The sequence below is a fragment of the Photobacterium satsumensis genome (assembly GCF_050336935.1).
In the GTDB taxonomy this organism is placed as follows: Bacteria; Pseudomonadota; Gammaproteobacteria; order Enterobacterales; family Vibrionaceae; genus Photobacterium; species Photobacterium satsumensis.
This window is the reverse complement of record NZ_JAKJSK010000006.1, coordinates 652,720-668,522: the sequence shown is the minus strand read 5'-3', so window position 1 is coordinate 668,522 and position 15,803 is coordinate 652,720. Positions and strand designations below refer to the sequence as shown.

Below are 15,803 nucleotides of genomic sequence, written 5' to 3'. Positions count from 1 at the left end.
ATTTTAATTATACCCTTTCATATCCAATCGGTAGCACTACAATAACAGTGAACTCACAGTTCAATAATCGTTTACCATGCTCTACCATTGTCTCTCACGGTAAACAATGTTGATTACTCTTTGTTTTAATAGGCTTTATTTTTTATGATTTTACGCAGATTCTCGAAGTTTCGTCCTATTCCCTTCAAGGCAATCTTTTAACAAGCATTCTCCCGAATTCTGTTCAGTGATATAATTTCTGCGTTAACATGAAGTTGGTCTTACTTATGCTAGAAAATCTGCAACAGATGGTGATCCTTGCGACTGTCGGTCATGAACAAAATTTCACAAGGGCAGCAGAGCGTCTTGGGATTTCTAAATCTCAAGTCAGTAAACAAATTCGTTTTTTGGAAGAGCGCCTTGGTTGCCAGCTCGTACAGCGAAGTACTCGTACCGTCGCTTTGACAGAAATTGGCCTTCAATACGCAGAATATGGCCAACAGCTTCTTGATACTGTCAACGAAGCTGAAGCACTTGTTGCAGGTTATCGTAATGAAATTAAGGGTGTATTACGTATTGGCATTGCGCAGTCTTTCGGTAATCCCCATATCACTTCTGCACTTGCTGAGTTTCAGAAAGAGCACCCGGGGCTGGAATTAGAGGTGAGTCTTTTTGACCACCGCCCTAACCTACTTGAAGAAGGCTTCGATTGCTGGGTAGCAATCCATGAACACCCACCGGAGGGCATGGTTGCTCGTCGACTTGCAGATTGTCATTTTGCCGTTGTTGCTTCGCCAGACTACATTCAAGAGTATGGGATGCCCAAGGTTCCTGGTGATTTGCGTCAGCACAACTGCATTACCTATCAAAGCCGAGAAAGAAAATATACAAACTGGGAGTTCACCAAAGACGGTGTGAGACAAGCCATTCGAGCGCGCGGTAATTATCGTATAGATAATGCCCCTGCTGTTCTTGATGCAGCTCTATCCGGTTTGGGCATCGCTTACCTAGCGACATACCTTATTACTGACGAGCTTGAGACCGGTAAACTGATACAGCTTCTTCCTGAATGGAAAGCAGACGTAGAGTTACCAATTTATGCCGTCTATCCACGTCGAAAGTACCTCGCACCGAAAGTACGTTCGTTCATCGATTTCATGGCAGAACGTATGTCTGTTCCTCCATATCGAACACCGAATCCTGCAGCACGTTGATCTGCCTCGATATCTTATTTTCGCAGTTGTGATTCATTACAGATCAGCTAAACCTAACATATATGACTTCATAATTAGGTTTAGTTGGTTTGAAAACTCTAGCCCCCATTATCGCTTCAACCCTTTCACGTATCACACTGGTTGCGTTGTTTGTTGTGTTGGCATTAGGCTGTGGTAATGGAAGTGACAATGTCACGAGCACATCTACTACACCTTCATCAAGTAGTAATGAAAATGTGGTTCCCAATGCACAGATCTTGTTAACCGAACTGCCTGAATTGCGTACCACTGTTTATTTCGATTTCGAGAGCTATGACTTAACCTCTGAAGGCCAGCTACTGTTAGACCCTATTGCTGTCCGATTACGTCAACATCCGGATAGCTATGTCATTGTAGTTGGCCACAGCGATGATTTTGCGAGTGAAGATGATAACGTCGGCCTTTCTTATGAGCGTGCTTTTACCATAGCCATTTACATATCTTCGGTCTTTGGTGTTGAAGAAGAACGTATTCAAATTGTCTCAGCAGGAAGTACAGAGCCATTAAGTTCAGGGAGTCGTGCCGTGGACAAACAGCGTAACAGACGTGTTGAGGTGGTGTCTCCAAAGTCAATCGTGCGCACTCTGAGTCCCGCCAATGATACAAGATTTTAAATCGTTACATACTGGGCCAAAAAAAAGCAGCCAACAGGCTGCTTTCTTATTACTGATGTTTTTTCTGTGCGGGTATCGCGTACATCTGCTTGAGAATAGCGACGACACCGTCGGGTAAGCCCACGAATTTCTCGTTAAACCGAGCCACTTCGGCATCATTCACTGAGCTATCTGCTATATCTGCTGCGATATAGTTAGCAGGGAACAAGTGGTAATTAGTCGTGATCTGACGATTAATTTCTTCTGCTAACAATTCAGGTGTGTCAAAACCCGTTCCAATTGCATCGCCAAAGCTGACATGAATTCGACGTTTTTGGCCTACGATACCTTGGATGATGCTTTCGATATCTTCAAGCTCGCCTTTCTCATAGCTGCCTTCCGTTTGCTTCTGGTAAAGCTCTTTCGCTTTTGCAACATCACATGGATCGTTTTCGTATGAAATGGCAACAGGCACAATGTTCAATTTCGCCATGTAATCAGAAAATTCAACTTTCTGCTTACGACCATCCATATAGAACATTTTTAAGATTGCTGGATCAGTCTTATCATTTCCGTCTTTGGCACGCCCTTCTTTTTGAGCGATCCAAATGGAATTCCCTGTTTCTAGGGAGTGGAAGATATAGTTAGAAAGCAAACCAAGCGTTTTCATCATTTCACGCGGCCCTTTTGCGGAACGCTTAACAATAAAGCTTTTGTTCAGACGCATTAATTCAGTCGCGCAAGGTTTCTTTAGCAAATTGTCGCCAATGGCAATGCGAACAGTATCGAAGCCGTTATTAAACAGGCACCAGTTCACCATCGCCGGATCCATTGCAATATCCCTATGGTTTGAGACAAAGAGATAGGACTTCTTCGGATCCAGCTTATCAAGGCCAGTATAGGTGACACCGTCACAAGAGTGATCAATCGTCGCATGCATATACTTAGCTATTTGATGTTGAACATCGTCTACTGTCTTGATGTTTGACCACTTATTAATAAGAAAGCGTTTAATCAGCGGTGTAAGCAGCCAGCCAAATACACCTGATAGTTGCGGGAAACGGTAATTGAGAATGGCGTGTATGAATTCTTTATCGTTAACCAGACGCGTAATAGCCCCACTGACTTCTTCGTCATTGTACGGGCGAATTTCTTTATAGATATCGTTATTTGACTGCACTGTACTGCTTCATATGTTGAAAAAACTGCGACATTTTACGCAGTTTTCTTAGATTTACCCAATGACATCCCCCCAACAAGGTGGTGGTTGGAGGTCTTACCAGAATGAATTGCATTAATTTCAATCACTTTACCTTCTTGATTCAGCAATGTCTGCCTAACCGATAACATTTCTAGCCAAAAAAACACCATTTATCTGTTAAAATCTACCGATCAGTTGACGCTTGCAATAAAAGCGAACAACATGTGCCAGCGAAATTGCTAGAGATTAACTATGAAACAGGCTATTGAATATTCACTTCATCAACATACTTTTCTGGACGTCGGTTCTAGAAAAAAAAGTCATACTGCCTACATGCTTATCATGACATCTGGATGTGCATTTATCCGTTTAGGAAAAGCTGAATATACAGTGACTGCCGGAAATGGCTTTTTCATCCCATTCGATTGCCTCCATGCAGTCACAATGATGCCTGGGTCAACGTACAATAAAGTCGAGTTCTCCCCTCGCCTGACAATGGCCGTTTGTCGTGAAGCGGGGTTCTTTCGGATAACACCGCTAATCAGTGCGCTTTCCAAAGAGCTTAATAAATGGCTAAAAATGAACAAAGAGATCACTTTGGAAGGCGAAACTGGCAACTTACTAAAAGTATTGGCTGATCAGGTCGCTAAATTAAAGGTCAATAGTACATCGACTAGCCCTGCGTTAAGTGGCCACCACCAGGTTTGCTTAACATCGTTACTAAAAGGTGACAAGGTAACGGATAGTGAGGCGCTTGAAGAAATCACCACCTATACTGGATTTTCTGCGAAAGAAATTGAATCTTGTGTGCTCATGCGCGAGGCACTGAAACTGTCTCGCTCTGGTCGCAAGCTCCCACAAATTGCCGAGGCATTGAATACCTCGCCAGAAATAATTTCTTCCTTGGCCCTTCCCGTATTGGGTAAGGCTCTATAAAAAAAGCCACCATACGGTGGCTTTTTTATTTCCAGTGCAGGCATACTCAGCCGGCTTGAAGTCGTTGGTCTATTAATTCAGTCTTTGTGGTACACCAGACTGTTTTAGCAAGGCAAGGTCAAGGTTTTGATATCCTTCATCGCTTCCTGCAACCTCAGCCAATAGACTGTCAGGTGCCTTTACGCTCTTGAATTCACCCATTTGCTTTTCACTTCTAGACAACGGTTCGTGAACCTCCACGTATACGCTGCCATCAGGCTCTACAGTGTGCTTCAAAGGCTGATTGATGATCTGTACCCGAGTACCACGCGAAACTTGACTGAACAGCCACTCAACATCCCATGGGTTCATTCGTATACATCCGGAGCTAACTCGCATACCAATCCCGAAATCTTTATTGGTTCCATGGATCAAGTATTGTCCGCTGCCGTAAGAAAGCCTCATCGCATAATCACCAAGCGGATTTTCAGGGCCAGCAGGCACTACCGCCGGTAATTCAATGTCGTGCTTTTCACGGTACTCTTTACGAATATTCGCGGTTGGTGTCCAGGTTGGACCTTCCGTCATTTGGCTGATGCTGGTCGTCATTTTCGGGGTCTCACGCCCTACACGACCGATCCCTATTGGGAACACATACATTTTTTCACTGTTCTTAGGGAAATAATATAATCGCAGCTCTGCAAGGTTGATCACAATCCCCTGGCGTTTCGCATTGGGTAATACCAACTGCATAGGAATAGTCAGTAACGACCCAGGTGTTGGCAAGAACGGATCAACACCGGGGTTCGCCGCCATCAACTGCAAAAGACCCACATTGTACCTGTTGGCGATATCAAGCAGGCTGTCTCCTTTGATGACTTGGTAGTACTCCATGACGCCAACTAACTTACTGTCGGCATCAGGCTTTTGATATTCAACTGCTTGAACAGAGCACGACATTACACCAGCGAGTAGCATTAACAACAAGCGTCTCACACCAGTACCTCCATCTTTACATCCCCTAATTATGGCAAATCTCATTGAACGACATATTACGAATAGCAGCGTTTTCAATAATGAGACATTATTCGACGATTTTACTGGTGACTATGTCTTCTTACGTCAACAAAACGTCAATGATTTTTTGAGAGCTTAACTTGTGACCACTCATTAAGTCAAAAAAGGCGGGGAAATTCCCCGCCTTTAGCTATCTTTGCATATCTACTCATGCATATTGTGCAGTAAGCCGTTGCCATGCTCGCTGTTGTTCTTCGAGCCGTTGTTTCATCTCTTTATACTGTTGCAAGAATTCAAAGCTCTCATAATGCTTGAGCAGCTTCTTCTTCTTAAGTTCTAGCAAGCGCTTTTTTGCGTCATAGTAATCTGCGATCTTTTGTAATAGCAGTTCGTACTCTTCATCAAGCCTTGCTAATTTCAGTTGGGTACTTTGGTTAGCGAGATTATTCATCAATTTTTTCTGCACCCGGTTATGAAGCATTCTGGCCTTAGCCTTTTCAATGCGATCTTCAGGACTGGTACGTAAATTTTTCGTTGCTCCAGCCCAGGATAAAGATTTAATTAACCACTTTGTAGGGTCGAACTGCCACCAGCGAATGCCATTGCGGTAATCATTTTCAAAGATGTGGTGAAAATTATGGTAACCCTCGCCAAACGTCAGGAAAGCCAACAAGCCATTATCACGGGCGGTATTCTTTTCCGTGTAAGGTTGAGATCCCCAGATATGCGCCAGTGAGTTAATAAAGAAGGTTGTGTGGTGACTGAGTACAAGCCTAACAACACCAACTAGCAGAAGTGCTCCCCAAACGTCACCGTGAACTAAACCAAATAACAACGGAATACCGAAGTTAGTCAAAAGCGCTAACGGTGCATAGTATTTGTGCTGCCACATAACGATCTTATCTTTTTGCAAATCACGGCAGTTCGAATAGTCACTATAACGGCTAGCTTGATACTCCCTCAGCATCCAGCCGATATGACTGTAAAAGAAGCCCATCTTGGCGGAATAAGGATCTTTATCGTTGTTGTCGACATAACGATGGTGTATACGGTGGTCAGAAGACCAATGCAAAATACTATTCTGCAACGCAAATGCACCGCCGATAGCAAATATGAACCTAACAACTGCATTGGCTTCATAAGTTTTATGTGACCAAAGCCGATGGTAACCGGCGGTGATCGACATGCCACAGAACGAAAAGGCAACAAGCAGCATTAGCCATTGTGAAACATCAAAGCCGATAAAATAGGCATATACAGGCGTCGCAATCACTGCAACAAGAAAAGTGAGGGCAAATATCGTAACGTTTAGCCACAACACGGGAGGTTTGGTCGAGGTCATCCTTTTGATCCTATCCATTGAGCGTACAACTGTAAGCTAGAATAGCCCTCAGGAACTTTTTCGTCAATTGGTTAAACAATTAGCAACAAAAAAAGCCATCATTACTGATGGCTTTAGATAGAAGCTTAGTCTGCAAATTGTTAATTGCTGAAATTACGAGTAAAGACAGGATCAACACACGCATAGATCTTACCAATTGAAGTATCGTCCGATAGTGACGTTTGAATCAATCTTGCAACTTCACTTCGTGTAATCAAGCCATGCACTTCCCCTTGGCTAGACAAGACCCCTTGTTCAGTGACGTCGCCGTCTTGGAGGCCACCAGGGCGAAGAATGGTGTAATCCAGCTGACTGGTTGTTAACCATGATTCAGCAAGACTCTTTTCCCTAACCGCTTTACCAAAAACCGCTTTCGCTTTGTCGGATAAGTACGCCCATGAATCACCACATCCCAGGGATGTCACCATGACAAAACGACGTATATTCCGTAATTCAAGCTCATCGATTACCATTCGATGACCGATATAATCGACAGGATTATCCGCTTGATAGCTACCCATAGTAGAAACAGCGACAGAATCTTGTGGAACACCCTCTAGGAATGACTTGATGCTGGTCAGTTCAAGCGCATCGCCAAGTACCACTTTAACACCTAGCTCTTCCAGTGCAGCTGCGCTTTCTGGTTTACGAGCCATTGCATAGACATCAATATCCCTTTCACGAAAATATCGAGCAACAGCAAAGCCTAATCCACGACTAGCACCAAATAAAACAACAGGTTCCATTCTATTCTCACTCACAAATAATAATAGTAATGATTATAACTATCATTTCCTGAGTTTGTAAAATTCATCGCTTTTAGTTGATCTACGCCAAGAAAACCGTGGCGTACCGATCACTTTATATACTTCACGTGCGCTTCCATCTCTTCACCAATTTCTGTGCGCATATTCATTAGGCGAATCGCTGATTCTCTAAGGGCTTTGTCTTCCTCCGTTTCGGGTAACCATTCTGGAACCTCTGCAGACTGACCGTTTTCGTCCACCGCAACCATAATCACGATACAGTGCGTAGTCAGTTGGTTTTTCAATTCCTTTGGATCACTGGCTTGCACATCAATCGCAATATGCATTGATGATCGACCGGTATAAATGACCTTGGCTGTTACCTCGACCAAATTACCAACATGAATGGGTTTAACAAAGCGAATACCACCAGCATAGGCCGTTATACAATACATACCGCTCCAACCAGCCGAGCATGCATACGCCGCCAAGTCTATCCACTTCATCACGGCACCGCCATGCACCTTACCACCAAAGTTAACGTCACCCGGTTCAGCCAGGAACCTCAGTGTTACTTCTCGTTGCCTCTTACTCATTCTTACTCCTACTACTTGCAATGGCTGTCCTTTCCGTTAATTAGTATTAACAGAAATACAACAACAATCCCATAGGCAGTTCACGCATTGAGTATTTCCCTCAACAAAAAGCAAATAACAAAAAAGCGCCATTAGGCGCTTTCTAATAGTATTGATGATTTAGCAGCGCACTCTCGCGTTACGAATCTTGCTCTACAGCTTCTAATTGTGATTGTAGCTGAGCTATCTGTTGCTTAAGCTCGGCATTTTGTTCAATCAATGTTTGATTTTCCTGCAGTGTTTCAGCCTTTTCAGATTCAAGCTGAGTAACCTGCTCTTCAAGCTGCTTACTGGTTTCGCTGGCAGCCTCTAAATCTACTTTTGCCTTGCGTGCATTTCGCTGCGCCGTTTGTTTTGCTCTATTCGCTTTGGTGACTTCAGCCTGATGAGCAACGACAGCTTGATTCAATTCATTCAACTGACTTTCTTGTTCAGCGACGATACCCGAGAGCTCACTTTGCTTGGCTTTTGCTTCTTCAAGCGCTTCAGCAATTTTATCCGCCGAGCTTGTTGGCAAACCTGCTAGCGCACTCCATTGATCAGTCATATTCCTTGTCATTTGATCCATCAGATCAAACGGGAAACATAAAGATTGTTGTTGATCTTCACGGTAAGAAAATTGCTTGTCCATTTCTTCAATCAATTTAAGGCTCTGCTGATAACTTTGTTCTAGCATCAGCTTAGTGCTATCAACTGTCATTGTTTCGATTGCTTTACCCGCCAGCATCATGCTTTGAAAATGCTTGATGAATGACTCAGGTTGAGTCGCTTCGGTGAGTTTCATGAAAGGGTGTGTATTTAAGTCATATTCCATCATGTTGTTACCTGCCATGTTTCTACATTGAATAGTTAAAAAAGTATGAAAGACCAGCCATCTATTCTTATAACAAATTGAGCGCACATTGAACAAACATTAGGCAATGCATTTCATAAAATATGATCTGCACGCAACGATTTATCCATCCTACAAGGCTTGCATGACAGTTTTTATTTCACACAGTGATCATCATCAAACCTAATTCTTATTCGAAATGTCACATACATAAGCTATATGTTTTAATCATCATTAAGTAAGGATCAGCTCTGAATGAAACCACTGAAGCGATACCAATACGAACGCTACGCCATTCTTTGTAACCTTGCTTATCCCACAACCTTTAATCACACCTTGTACGGATTCAATAAAAATGGTCGCCATGAAGTCACCGATCGCTGGGGACGTACCATCGTTCGTATTCTTTGGGGGGAAAGAAATGAAGTCGTTGTGGTGTTCAAGGGGTCACAAAGTATCTGGGATTGGTTCATTAATCTTGCCTGTTATCCAAAAAAAATTCGCTCAGGTGATCAAGTCTGCCATGTCCACTGGGGGTATTATTCATTGCTCGAGCAAAACAGTAAAACCAATACCATTCGGCCTAACCCATCCTTAAGTGAAGCGATGAATGCCGAGTTCATGCAAGCGAGTGAGAAAAACGTCAAACACACTGCATTGACGCTATATCAACAGATTGAATCCGCTCTGCTTCCTCTGATAGCACAAGGTAAACGAGTCACTTTTACCGGACACTCCTCGGGAGGTGCAATGGCCATATTAGTTGCCCATCGCCTCTACCAACACCAACCCTCTGCCGTTAAGCGTATTGTCACGTTTGGTCAACCAGCGACAGGCTTCTGGAATTTCAAGCAACATTACCCTTTAGCTAAACGAACGTACCGGATTTGCTGTGACTTGGATATTGTGACCTTTCTACCCCCTATTCCGTTTATGTTCTGGCATGTTGGAAAAGTGCTTTGGTTGCACAACGGGAAGATTTACGAAGATACTCCGACACTGGTGAGGTTATATCGCTCCATTATCAGTTGGGTGCTCAGGCCGATTACCTATCACTACATGAATAAGTACATTAGAAACAAAGATTTCTTTGATAAGCACTGAAACATTCAGCTTGAACCATTTGGGTGGTCGACTAAAACAGGTATAGTGGCGCTAGGTTTCAACTTTAATGTCTAAGGCCAACAGCCCCTAACATGTCTGAATCAACTACTGTACTTACCGATCTTATCCATTCCCGTCGTTCCGTTCGAAAATATGACCAATCAGCCCCTTTTGATCATCAAGCCGTTTCACGCTCACTTGAGCTTGCGACACTATCACCGAATAGCTCGAACATGCAGTTATGGGAATTCCACCGCGTTATCAGCGAAGACAAGCGTGAACAACTCGCTCAATACTGTATGGGCCAAAATGCGGCTAAAACCGCCAACGAATTGGTTGCCTTTGTCGTTACACCACACAAATGGAAAGGCCGAGCGGAAATGAATGCAGCCACGATTCGAGGCGCTTTCGAAGGACGAGAAGATACTACAGCGAAACGTGCATTGAAGTATTACGAAAAGCTGATCCCGTTTGTCTATAACAATGATCGCTTTGGGATCTTCGGGCTAGGTAGAAAGATCATCAGTGCTTTACTTGGCGTGAAGAAACCAATGGTAAGAGAAGTCAGTAAAGCTGACTTGCGCGTTTGTTTACACAAAAGCAGTTCACTGGCAGCGATGACCTTCATGACAGCAATGCGTGCAGAAGGCTTTGATACCTGTCCTATGGAAGGATTTGACTCCAAGCGAGCTAAAGCACTGCTCGGGTTACATAAAGATGCTGAAATCACCATGATTATCAGCTGCGGAAAACGCTCGGATGATGGTATTTATAGCGAAAGACACCGCGTCGCTAACGATGAAGTTATAATCAGTCATTAATTGAGCAAATAAATCACAAGCCATACCCTCAAGGTTTCTTTTGCGGTATGGTGTTGGCAATCAAAGCAAAATAAACGGTCAGTAGTCTAGATGAAACAGCTCATCGAACGAAAAAGCCGGTGGATGGCAAGCCATATCACCGATGCGGAGTTTCCAACCCCTCTCAGTGAAAAAGGTCTTGCCTTATATCAGGATACTCAAGCAACTATAGAGTTTGGGCCCTACCAAGATTGTAACTCTTCCAGCTCTGACTCGTTGTCCATTTACCCAGTGGATTGCCATCCACTCACTATTCGATACGCACTGGTCCTTGCCAATCGCTGGCAAAATGAAGCAGACAAAGAAGCCGTTATTGAGTACCTCACTCAAATCATGTTTGAAGATAACTCACCGGCACAATTGTACGTCGGGTTCTTCAAAGGTAAACCCGCTGCTTGTGGCATGGTCTTTCATGATAATGAACACGGTTCGCTGATCTGCGATATTGCCGCGCTTCCGTTACCTAATCAGCAACAATTGATTGCTGAAATGCAACAAGCACTAGCAGCCAAAGCATCAAACCAGCCTCTTTATAGTGAGCAGCTGAGCTGATTTCTGTTTTCAGCCATTGAAGCACAGCCCAAACAATAAAGAGCCAGTCATTCAGTGACTGGCTCTTTGTTATCTATCAATATTTTTATTATGTTTATTTAGCGAGATGCTTAGCAAAAAACACCGATAGCTTCTCGGTAACTAAGTCACTCTGTTCTAGATTACTGATATGACCTGCATTTGGGATCAACACAAATTCACTGCCTGTGATGCCATCATGCATTAACTGAGATTCGAGCACAGGTCTCATTTTATCTTGAGCACCAACCATGATCAGTGTTGGCAAAGCAAACATCTCAGCCTCTTCAAACATATCACGTCGGCCAAACACCATCCTACCCGCTTTAGCCAATGCTGAGGCTTTCTCTTTATCCGCTGCAAGTAGTTGATCTCTGAAACGGGCACGTATCGGGTGATCTTTTTCTAACGTCGCAAACTGTCGCTCATCAAAGAAATCTACTGTTTCAAGTGTTAACGCAGATTGCTCTTCAATCTCTGCCAATTTCGCAAAATATTTAGTATGGACAACTTCAGGCTCCAAACCAACAAAGGTATCCATCAGAACCAGGCTGGTAACCCGCGCCGGAGCGTTGATCACTAGCTCTGTTGCCCACATGCCTCCGGATGATAAACCGATAAGAGAAACGTTATCGATTTCTAGGTGGTCGAGAAGGCAAAGTACATCATTGGCATAGTCTTTCAAACTACGTGTTGCTTCTGGTGCAGATGAAGAGCCACCATGGCCCCAGAAATCAGGGACAATACAACGGTATGATTGGCTTAATACTTCAACTTGTGGCGCCCACATAGCGCTGTCCCATAAATAGCTATGACCGAAGACGAGAACTGGCCCTTCGCCAATATCTTGATAATGCATCGTCTGGCCATTAAGAGTAAAAGTTTTCATTCAATCTAATCCATCTTCTTTTTTAGTTCTATTACGTTAATACGACGTACTGTTGGCAAATTTTACTTCAACCGCTCGCATACCTCGTTGATAACATTCCCAAGCGGCAACCCCCGCCAGCACATTGCCTAACATGGCACCAATAAAGAGCCCCTGAATACCACCGTACTCCGCCCCAAGCCAAAGCAGAGGCAAGAAACAGACAAACAAACGCAGAGCTGAAATAACCAGTGCTCGCATTGGCATGGTAAGCGCATTGCAAATAGACACCATCAACATACAGATACCGAGCGGGCCAAGGCTGAGTGGTACCCAAGTCAAATGAAGCGATAGAATATCACCCACCGCGGCTTCACTTGTCAGTAATGATGTTAATGGCGAAATAGCGATATACAAGATAACCGCGATCGCAAACTGCCACACCAATACAAACTTCACGGAAAGTGAAACCAAGGACTTGATCTTGTCGATTTCCCCCTTACCCAGCCAACGACCGACCATTGGTGGCATCGACATGGTGAGCGCCAATATAATCACAATTGAAAAGAACTCTAGCCTAGATCCCAATGCCCACGCCGCAACAGTAGCAGCGCCGAACCCCGCGACCAATTTTGTTGCAAGCATCGATGACAAAGGTGGCAGCAGCTGGCTTAGCATCGCAGGGGCCATAATGTTAACAAGCTCTTTGACTGAAGCCAGGACATCCAAGCCTTTCCAGTCGAAGCTCAACCAATGACGTTGTATCACTTTGGGGAATACGGCAATCATTCCGACACCGAAAGCAACGACCGTTGCCCAAGCTGCACCCACCAACCCCATGTCAAAAGTGAAAATGAACAAAGGGTCTAGCACCATGTTAAGCAAACTGGTCACAACCATCATGATACCGGGTAGCATTGTATTGCCATTGGCACGACATAAGCTATATGCAAAATAAACCATTGCCCCGCACCAAGAGCTTGCTAACCATGCAGGCCAGTAGCTGTCTATAACGGGATAGACGTCTGCGGGAGCACTGAGTATTTGCAAAATACCATGTCGAGAAAACCAGATAAGGAGACAAATTAACAGCACGCTGATCGCACCGGTGATCACCACCAGCCCACCAAGTTGCTTGGCTCGCTGGAAGTCGCCACTCCCCAAGACACGTGAGATCAGTGACGTTGTCGCAATGCCTAACCCAACTTGAAGACCAATGATCACCATTTGCATAGGCAGCGTGAAACCTTGCGCAGCCAAAGGTAATACGCCAAGCTGGCCGATGAAAGCACTATCAACCAGCTGGAAACTCATTAGGGAAAGCACGCCAAACAGCATCGGCCAGGTCATATCAAATAATTGGCGGCCAAGCGATGCGTCAGAAGAAGGCGGCTGCTGTGGTTTGGAAGGCTTTTTATTAGAGGGCATGGGTTTAGAAGGCATAGTGTTGAGTATCTTTATCTCAATTAATACAGGCTATATACAAAAAAACTCGGTAGAGAGAATGGTATATTCTCAACTTACCGAGCTTTCAACACAACAAACTTGAGTTACGCTGTCACCAACTTAACTAAATCAGCTGGACGGTAGTATACCGATTTCAGGACTTTACCTTGACGAACAAGCTTATCGCCTAAATCTACATCTTTGGCACACTTGGCAATAATATACTCGCCTTTCTGGCTACCCACGATGTCAACACTCTGCTCGGCATAGAACGCCTTGGTTTCTTCGAATTCTTTCTCGTTGCGGCAAACCTTGCTCATGTTGCTTGAATGTACTTCATCCCAGCAAGACACAAAATCAAAACCTAAACGCGTAGCAATCTGAAGTAGCAAATCAATAAGGTAGCTGATGCCAATATTAGACTCTACTTTATCATCACCTAGGTGAACCAGGCGTCCCATTAAGACATAAACCGAATCAACAATCGCATCAGCTTGCTCAACCAGTGAGTCTGCCTCCGCCAATTCTGTTAATTCTTCTACCGCCAATGATGTGTGCAATGCATCAGCCTGTTCGTTCAAACTGGAAGGCGACTCAATATCCAAGTCAAACGTATTACGAAATTCGCGGATATCACGGTAAAGGTGATCGAACAGTGCTTGATCCAAAACAGACAGCTTCATGCAACTTTCCTTTAAGTTAAATCAACACTGAGGAATGATTCATTCCCCAGTAAGTAACGAATCAGCCGTTGGGCACGACTGACTTTTCAATATACGCTTTTAATTAAAAAGCTTTTGGCGCGTAACCCGTAACAACGCTGATACCCATTTCACGGCCAAGAGCTGTCATAGGGTGAACAACTACCAAGCCCTTAACTGATTTCTTCAGTTTGCCCATATCGGCCTGCTCAGCTTTTGTCAGTGGACGATTGAAAGCCAGTGACTTCACATCCGAGCCTTTTTTGTTAAGTTCGTGCTTAGTACGCCCCTTAACTTTATTAATCTTTTTGGTAATGGTCTCGATTTCTTGTGTCGCCTGACCAGCAATCGCCTGATCACCACGCTCTTCTGCTCCAGCCAACTTACGGCGAAGTTTATCTAAACGGTTATTTAGACTCTGAAGCTCTTGATTTAAATTCATGTAGTTACCTTATTTTACTTCGCAATATCCCGTAACCTGATGCCGGGCTAAATTGCTTGACCGCCAATTATATAACAACCGTCACACTTTGGTCGAAGGTTCTCAAAAAAAATTATTGATGAATTCATTTTGATTGAAATTGATAACTCGCTCAATGTGTCGCAACTATGATACATCTTGCATTGCTAAAAAAGCTAATTTTCGCTTTTATATCACCTCAGGCGTCAAAAAATTGAACGCGAGGTCAAGAAACGGTCATCAGGAAAATCATAAGGATATGTGTATACACTGCGGGACAACTCAACATAGCCTAAGAGTCAGGCGAAGTTTTATCGAGCGTCACATCACTCACAAAAACAAATATAAGTTCTACTGTCCTATTTGTAAGTACAAGATGTTTGTCGCTATTGGCGAAACGCTGATAAAGGCTGTTTAATTGAAAAACAGGCCTTTCGGCCTGCTTATGTTCGATTATTTAAGTGCCAGTAACTGGTCGGTAAATTCTGCAAAACCAAATCCGCCCGGCTTAGACATGACAACCTGGGGTTTGAATTGCAACTGGTCCCAATAATGCTTGATGTTCGCAACCCCAACGCTCATTGGCAGTAACTCAAACATATATTGATCGTTCATTGAATCTCCCACGTAACACGCAGTTAGTTTGATCTGCTGTTCGGTCAGGCCCTTTTCTTTAAGAAATGCAGTCGCTGTCGCTTTTTTCGAGTGCTTGCCATACCACGCATTGATATGAATTGAACTTGCCGTTGCATTAGCACCTAGGGCATGAATACGGTCCACAATTTCACTGACAATATGGCTATCAACCTTAGGACGGTTTTGGCCAATATCAATCGCTACCTCACACACCCGGTAGGCCTGATCTAAAGTCAGGTTCAGCTCAGGGAAATCAACAAGAATAGCTTCGACTTGTGATTTAAGGCGCTGCTGCGCGCTTCTGATCTCGTCGATTGACGTTTCTGAGCGCAGAGTCAGGAAACCGTCTTTCTTTTCCATAATTACCGCACCGTTTTCAGCCAATACAGCATCTACCGGCCAAAGTTGTGCAATATGATCACCCCAACCTGCACAAGCACCCGTTACTGCAACCACCTTCTTACCAGCGTCGCGCAACTGCTGCAAAGCAATCAACGTATCTGGCGGCAATTGCCCTTGCCAAGTCAGAGTATCATCGACATCAGTCAAGACCCACTCTATGTTGCTCCACTCTGGTGATAAGCGCATCACATCCGAATTCATATA

General features: G+C 44.0%; 17 protein-coding genes. 6 read left to right on the top strand and 11 right to left on the bottom strand.

Features of this window, described 5'->3' with window-relative positions; all coding sequences use genetic code 11:
- The first annotated feature begins 266 nt into the window (after window positions 1-266).
- Both L4D79_RS03080 and L4D79_RS03075 read left to right on the top strand, forming a co-directional pair.
- The gene (locus L4D79_RS03080) at window positions 267-1,193 is read left to right on the top strand and encodes a LysR family transcriptional regulator (protein ID WP_428647213.1); all 927 of its coding nucleotides are present in this window, start codon (window positions 267-269) and stop codon (window positions 1,191-1,193) included.
- Window positions 1,194-1,282: 89 nt separating this feature from the next.
- A complete protein-coding gene (locus L4D79_RS03075; protein WP_428647211.1) occupies window positions 1,283-1,846 on the top strand; it encodes an OmpA family protein in 564 nt (187 codons plus the stop codon).
- Window positions 1,847-1,895: 49 nt separating this feature from the next.
- On the opposite strand, the gene L4D79_RS03070 is transcribed toward L4D79_RS03075, so the two are convergent.
- Window positions 1,896-3,005 (bottom strand): 1-acyl-sn-glycerol-3-phosphate acyltransferase, encoded by a 1,110-nt coding sequence (locus tag L4D79_RS03070; RefSeq protein WP_428647208.1) that lies wholly within the window; start codon window positions 3,003-3,005, stop codon window positions 1,896-1,898.
- Window positions 3,006-3,278: 273 nt separating this feature from the next.
- On the opposite strand from L4D79_RS03070, the gene L4D79_RS03065 reads away from it, so the two are divergent.
- A complete protein-coding gene (locus L4D79_RS03065) occupies window positions 3,279-3,962 on the top strand; it encodes a hypothetical protein (protein ID WP_428647205.1) in 684 nt (227 codons plus the stop codon).
- Between the two features lie 72 nt (window positions 3,963-4,034).
- Here the strand turns inward: L4D79_RS03065 and L4D79_RS03060 are convergent, their stop codons facing one another.
- From L4D79_RS03060 to L4D79_RS03040, 5 genes are all read right to left on the bottom strand, one after another.
- Window positions 4,035-4,937, bottom strand: a complete 903-nt coding sequence (locus tag L4D79_RS03060) for a L,D-transpeptidase family protein (RefSeq protein WP_428647202.1) — start codon at window positions 4,935-4,937, stop codon at window positions 4,035-4,037.
- 229 nt (window positions 4,938-5,166) lie between these two features.
- Window positions 5,167-6,300, bottom strand: coding sequence for an acyl-CoA desaturase (locus L4D79_RS03055; protein ID WP_428647199.1), 1,134 nt, complete (start codon window positions 6,298-6,300; stop codon window positions 5,167-5,169).
- 140 nt (window positions 6,301-6,440) lie between these two features.
- Window positions 6,441-7,085, bottom strand: a complete 645-nt coding sequence (locus L4D79_RS03050; protein WP_428647196.1) for an SDR family oxidoreductase — start codon at window positions 7,083-7,085, stop codon at window positions 6,441-6,443.
- A gap of 110 nt (window positions 7,086-7,195) precedes the next feature.
- A complete protein-coding gene (locus L4D79_RS03045; protein WP_428647194.1) occupies window positions 7,196-7,681 on the bottom strand; it encodes an acyl-CoA thioesterase in 486 nt (161 codons plus the stop codon).
- Window positions 7,682-7,859: 178 nt separating this feature from the next.
- Window positions 7,860-8,630 carry a hypothetical protein gene (locus tag L4D79_RS03040; RefSeq protein ID WP_428647191.1) on the bottom strand — a complete coding sequence of 257 codons (771 nt, stop codon included), beginning with the start codon at window positions 8,628-8,630 and terminating at the stop codon, window positions 7,860-7,862.
- Between the two features lie 177 nt (window positions 8,631-8,807).
- Here L4D79_RS03040 and L4D79_RS03035 point away from each other — a divergent pair, with 177 nt between their 5' ends.
- From L4D79_RS03035 to L4D79_RS03025, 3 genes are all read left to right on the top strand, one after another.
- A complete protein-coding gene (locus L4D79_RS03035) occupies window positions 8,808-9,656 on the top strand; it encodes a lipase family protein (RefSeq protein ID WP_428647188.1) in 849 nt (282 codons plus the stop codon).
- Between the two features lie 92 nt (window positions 9,657-9,748).
- The gene (locus tag L4D79_RS03030) at window positions 9,749-10,477 is read left to right on the top strand and encodes a nitroreductase family protein (RefSeq protein ID WP_428647185.1); all 729 of its coding nucleotides are present in this window, start codon (window positions 9,749-9,751) and stop codon (window positions 10,475-10,477) included.
- Window positions 10,478-10,567: 90 nt separating this feature from the next.
- Window positions 10,568-11,068 carry a hypothetical protein gene (locus L4D79_RS03025; RefSeq protein ID WP_428647183.1) on the top strand — a complete coding sequence of 167 codons (501 nt, stop codon included), beginning with the start codon at window positions 10,568-10,570 and terminating at the stop codon, window positions 11,066-11,068.
- 94 nt (window positions 11,069-11,162) lie between these two features.
- Here L4D79_RS03025 and L4D79_RS03020 read toward each other — a convergent pair whose 3' ends face one another.
- The 5 genes from L4D79_RS03020 to L4D79_RS03000 form a co-directional block, all read right to left on the bottom strand.
- Window positions 11,163-11,975, bottom strand: a complete 813-nt coding sequence (locus L4D79_RS03020; RefSeq protein WP_428647181.1) for an alpha/beta fold hydrolase — start codon at window positions 11,973-11,975, stop codon at window positions 11,163-11,165.
- Window positions 11,976-12,011: 36 nt separating this feature from the next.
- Window positions 12,012-13,382: an MATE family efflux transporter gene (locus tag L4D79_RS03015; RefSeq protein ID WP_428651684.1), complete on the bottom strand. Its 1,371-nt coding sequence runs from the start codon at window positions 13,380-13,382 to the stop codon at window positions 12,012-12,014.
- A 122-nt stretch (window positions 13,383-13,504) separates the two neighbouring features.
- On the bottom strand, window positions 13,505-14,083 hold the full coding sequence (locus L4D79_RS03010) for a nucleoside triphosphate pyrophosphohydrolase family protein (protein WP_428647178.1): 579 nt from the start codon (window positions 14,081-14,083) through the stop codon (window positions 13,505-13,507).
- Window positions 14,084-14,186: 103 nt separating this feature from the next.
- Entirely contained in the window at window positions 14,187-14,543 is a 357-nt protein-coding gene (locus L4D79_RS03005) for a YibL family ribosome-associated protein (RefSeq protein WP_428647176.1), read from the bottom strand.
- A 471-nt stretch (window positions 14,544-15,014) separates the two neighbouring features.
- A complete protein-coding gene (locus L4D79_RS03000; RefSeq protein WP_428647173.1) occupies window positions 15,015-15,800 on the bottom strand; it encodes an HAD-IIB family hydrolase in 786 nt (261 codons plus the stop codon).
- Between the last annotated feature and the right edge of the window lie 3 nt (window positions 15,801-15,803).

What these genes read in the sequence shown, in the direction of transcription:
- L4D79_RS03080 (WP_428647213.1), top strand. Translation starts at nt 267, where the DNA reads ATGCTAGAAAATCTGCAACAGATGGTGATCCTTGCGACTGTCGGTCAT.
- L4D79_RS03065 (WP_428647205.1), top strand. Translation starts at nt 3,279, where the DNA reads ATGAAACAGGCTATTGAATATTCACTTCATCAACATACTTTTCTGGAC.
- L4D79_RS03055 (WP_428647199.1), bottom strand. Translation starts at nt 6,300, where the DNA reads ATGACCTCGACCAAACCTCCCGTGTTGTGGCTAAACGTTACGATATTT.
- L4D79_RS03050 (WP_428647196.1), bottom strand. Translation starts at nt 7,085, where the DNA reads ATGGAACCTGTTGTTTTATTTGGTGCTAGTCGTGGATTAGGCTTTGCT.
- L4D79_RS03045 (WP_428647194.1), bottom strand. Translation starts at nt 7,681, where the DNA reads ATGAGTAAGAGGCAACGAGAAGTAACACTGAGGTTCCTGGCTGAACCG.
- L4D79_RS03035 (WP_428647188.1), top strand. Translation starts at nt 8,808, where the DNA reads ATGAAACCACTGAAGCGATACCAATACGAACGCTACGCCATTCTTTGT.
- L4D79_RS03030 (WP_428647185.1), top strand. Translation starts at nt 9,749, where the DNA reads ATGTCTGAATCAACTACTGTACTTACCGATCTTATCCATTCCCGTCGT.
- L4D79_RS03025 (WP_428647183.1), top strand. Translation starts at nt 10,568, where the DNA reads ATGAAACAGCTCATCGAACGAAAAAGCCGGTGGATGGCAAGCCATATC.
- L4D79_RS03020 (WP_428647181.1), bottom strand. Translation starts at nt 11,975, where the DNA reads ATGAAAACTTTTACTCTTAATGGCCAGACGATGCATTATCAAGATATT.
- L4D79_RS03015 (WP_428651684.1), bottom strand. Translation starts at nt 13,382, where the DNA reads ATGCCCTCTAATAAAAAGCCTTCCAAACCACAGCAGCCGCCTTCTTCT.
- L4D79_RS03010 (WP_428647178.1), bottom strand. Translation starts at nt 14,083, where the DNA reads ATGAAGCTGTCTGTTTTGGATCAAGCACTGTTCGATCACCTTTACCGT.
- L4D79_RS03005 (WP_428647176.1), bottom strand. Translation starts at nt 14,543, where the DNA reads ATGAATTTAAATCAAGAGCTTCAGAGTCTAAATAACCGTTTAGATAAA.
- L4D79_RS03000 (WP_428647173.1), bottom strand. Translation starts at nt 15,800, where the DNA reads ATGAATTCGGATGTGATGCGCTTATCACCAGAGTGGAGCAACATAGAG.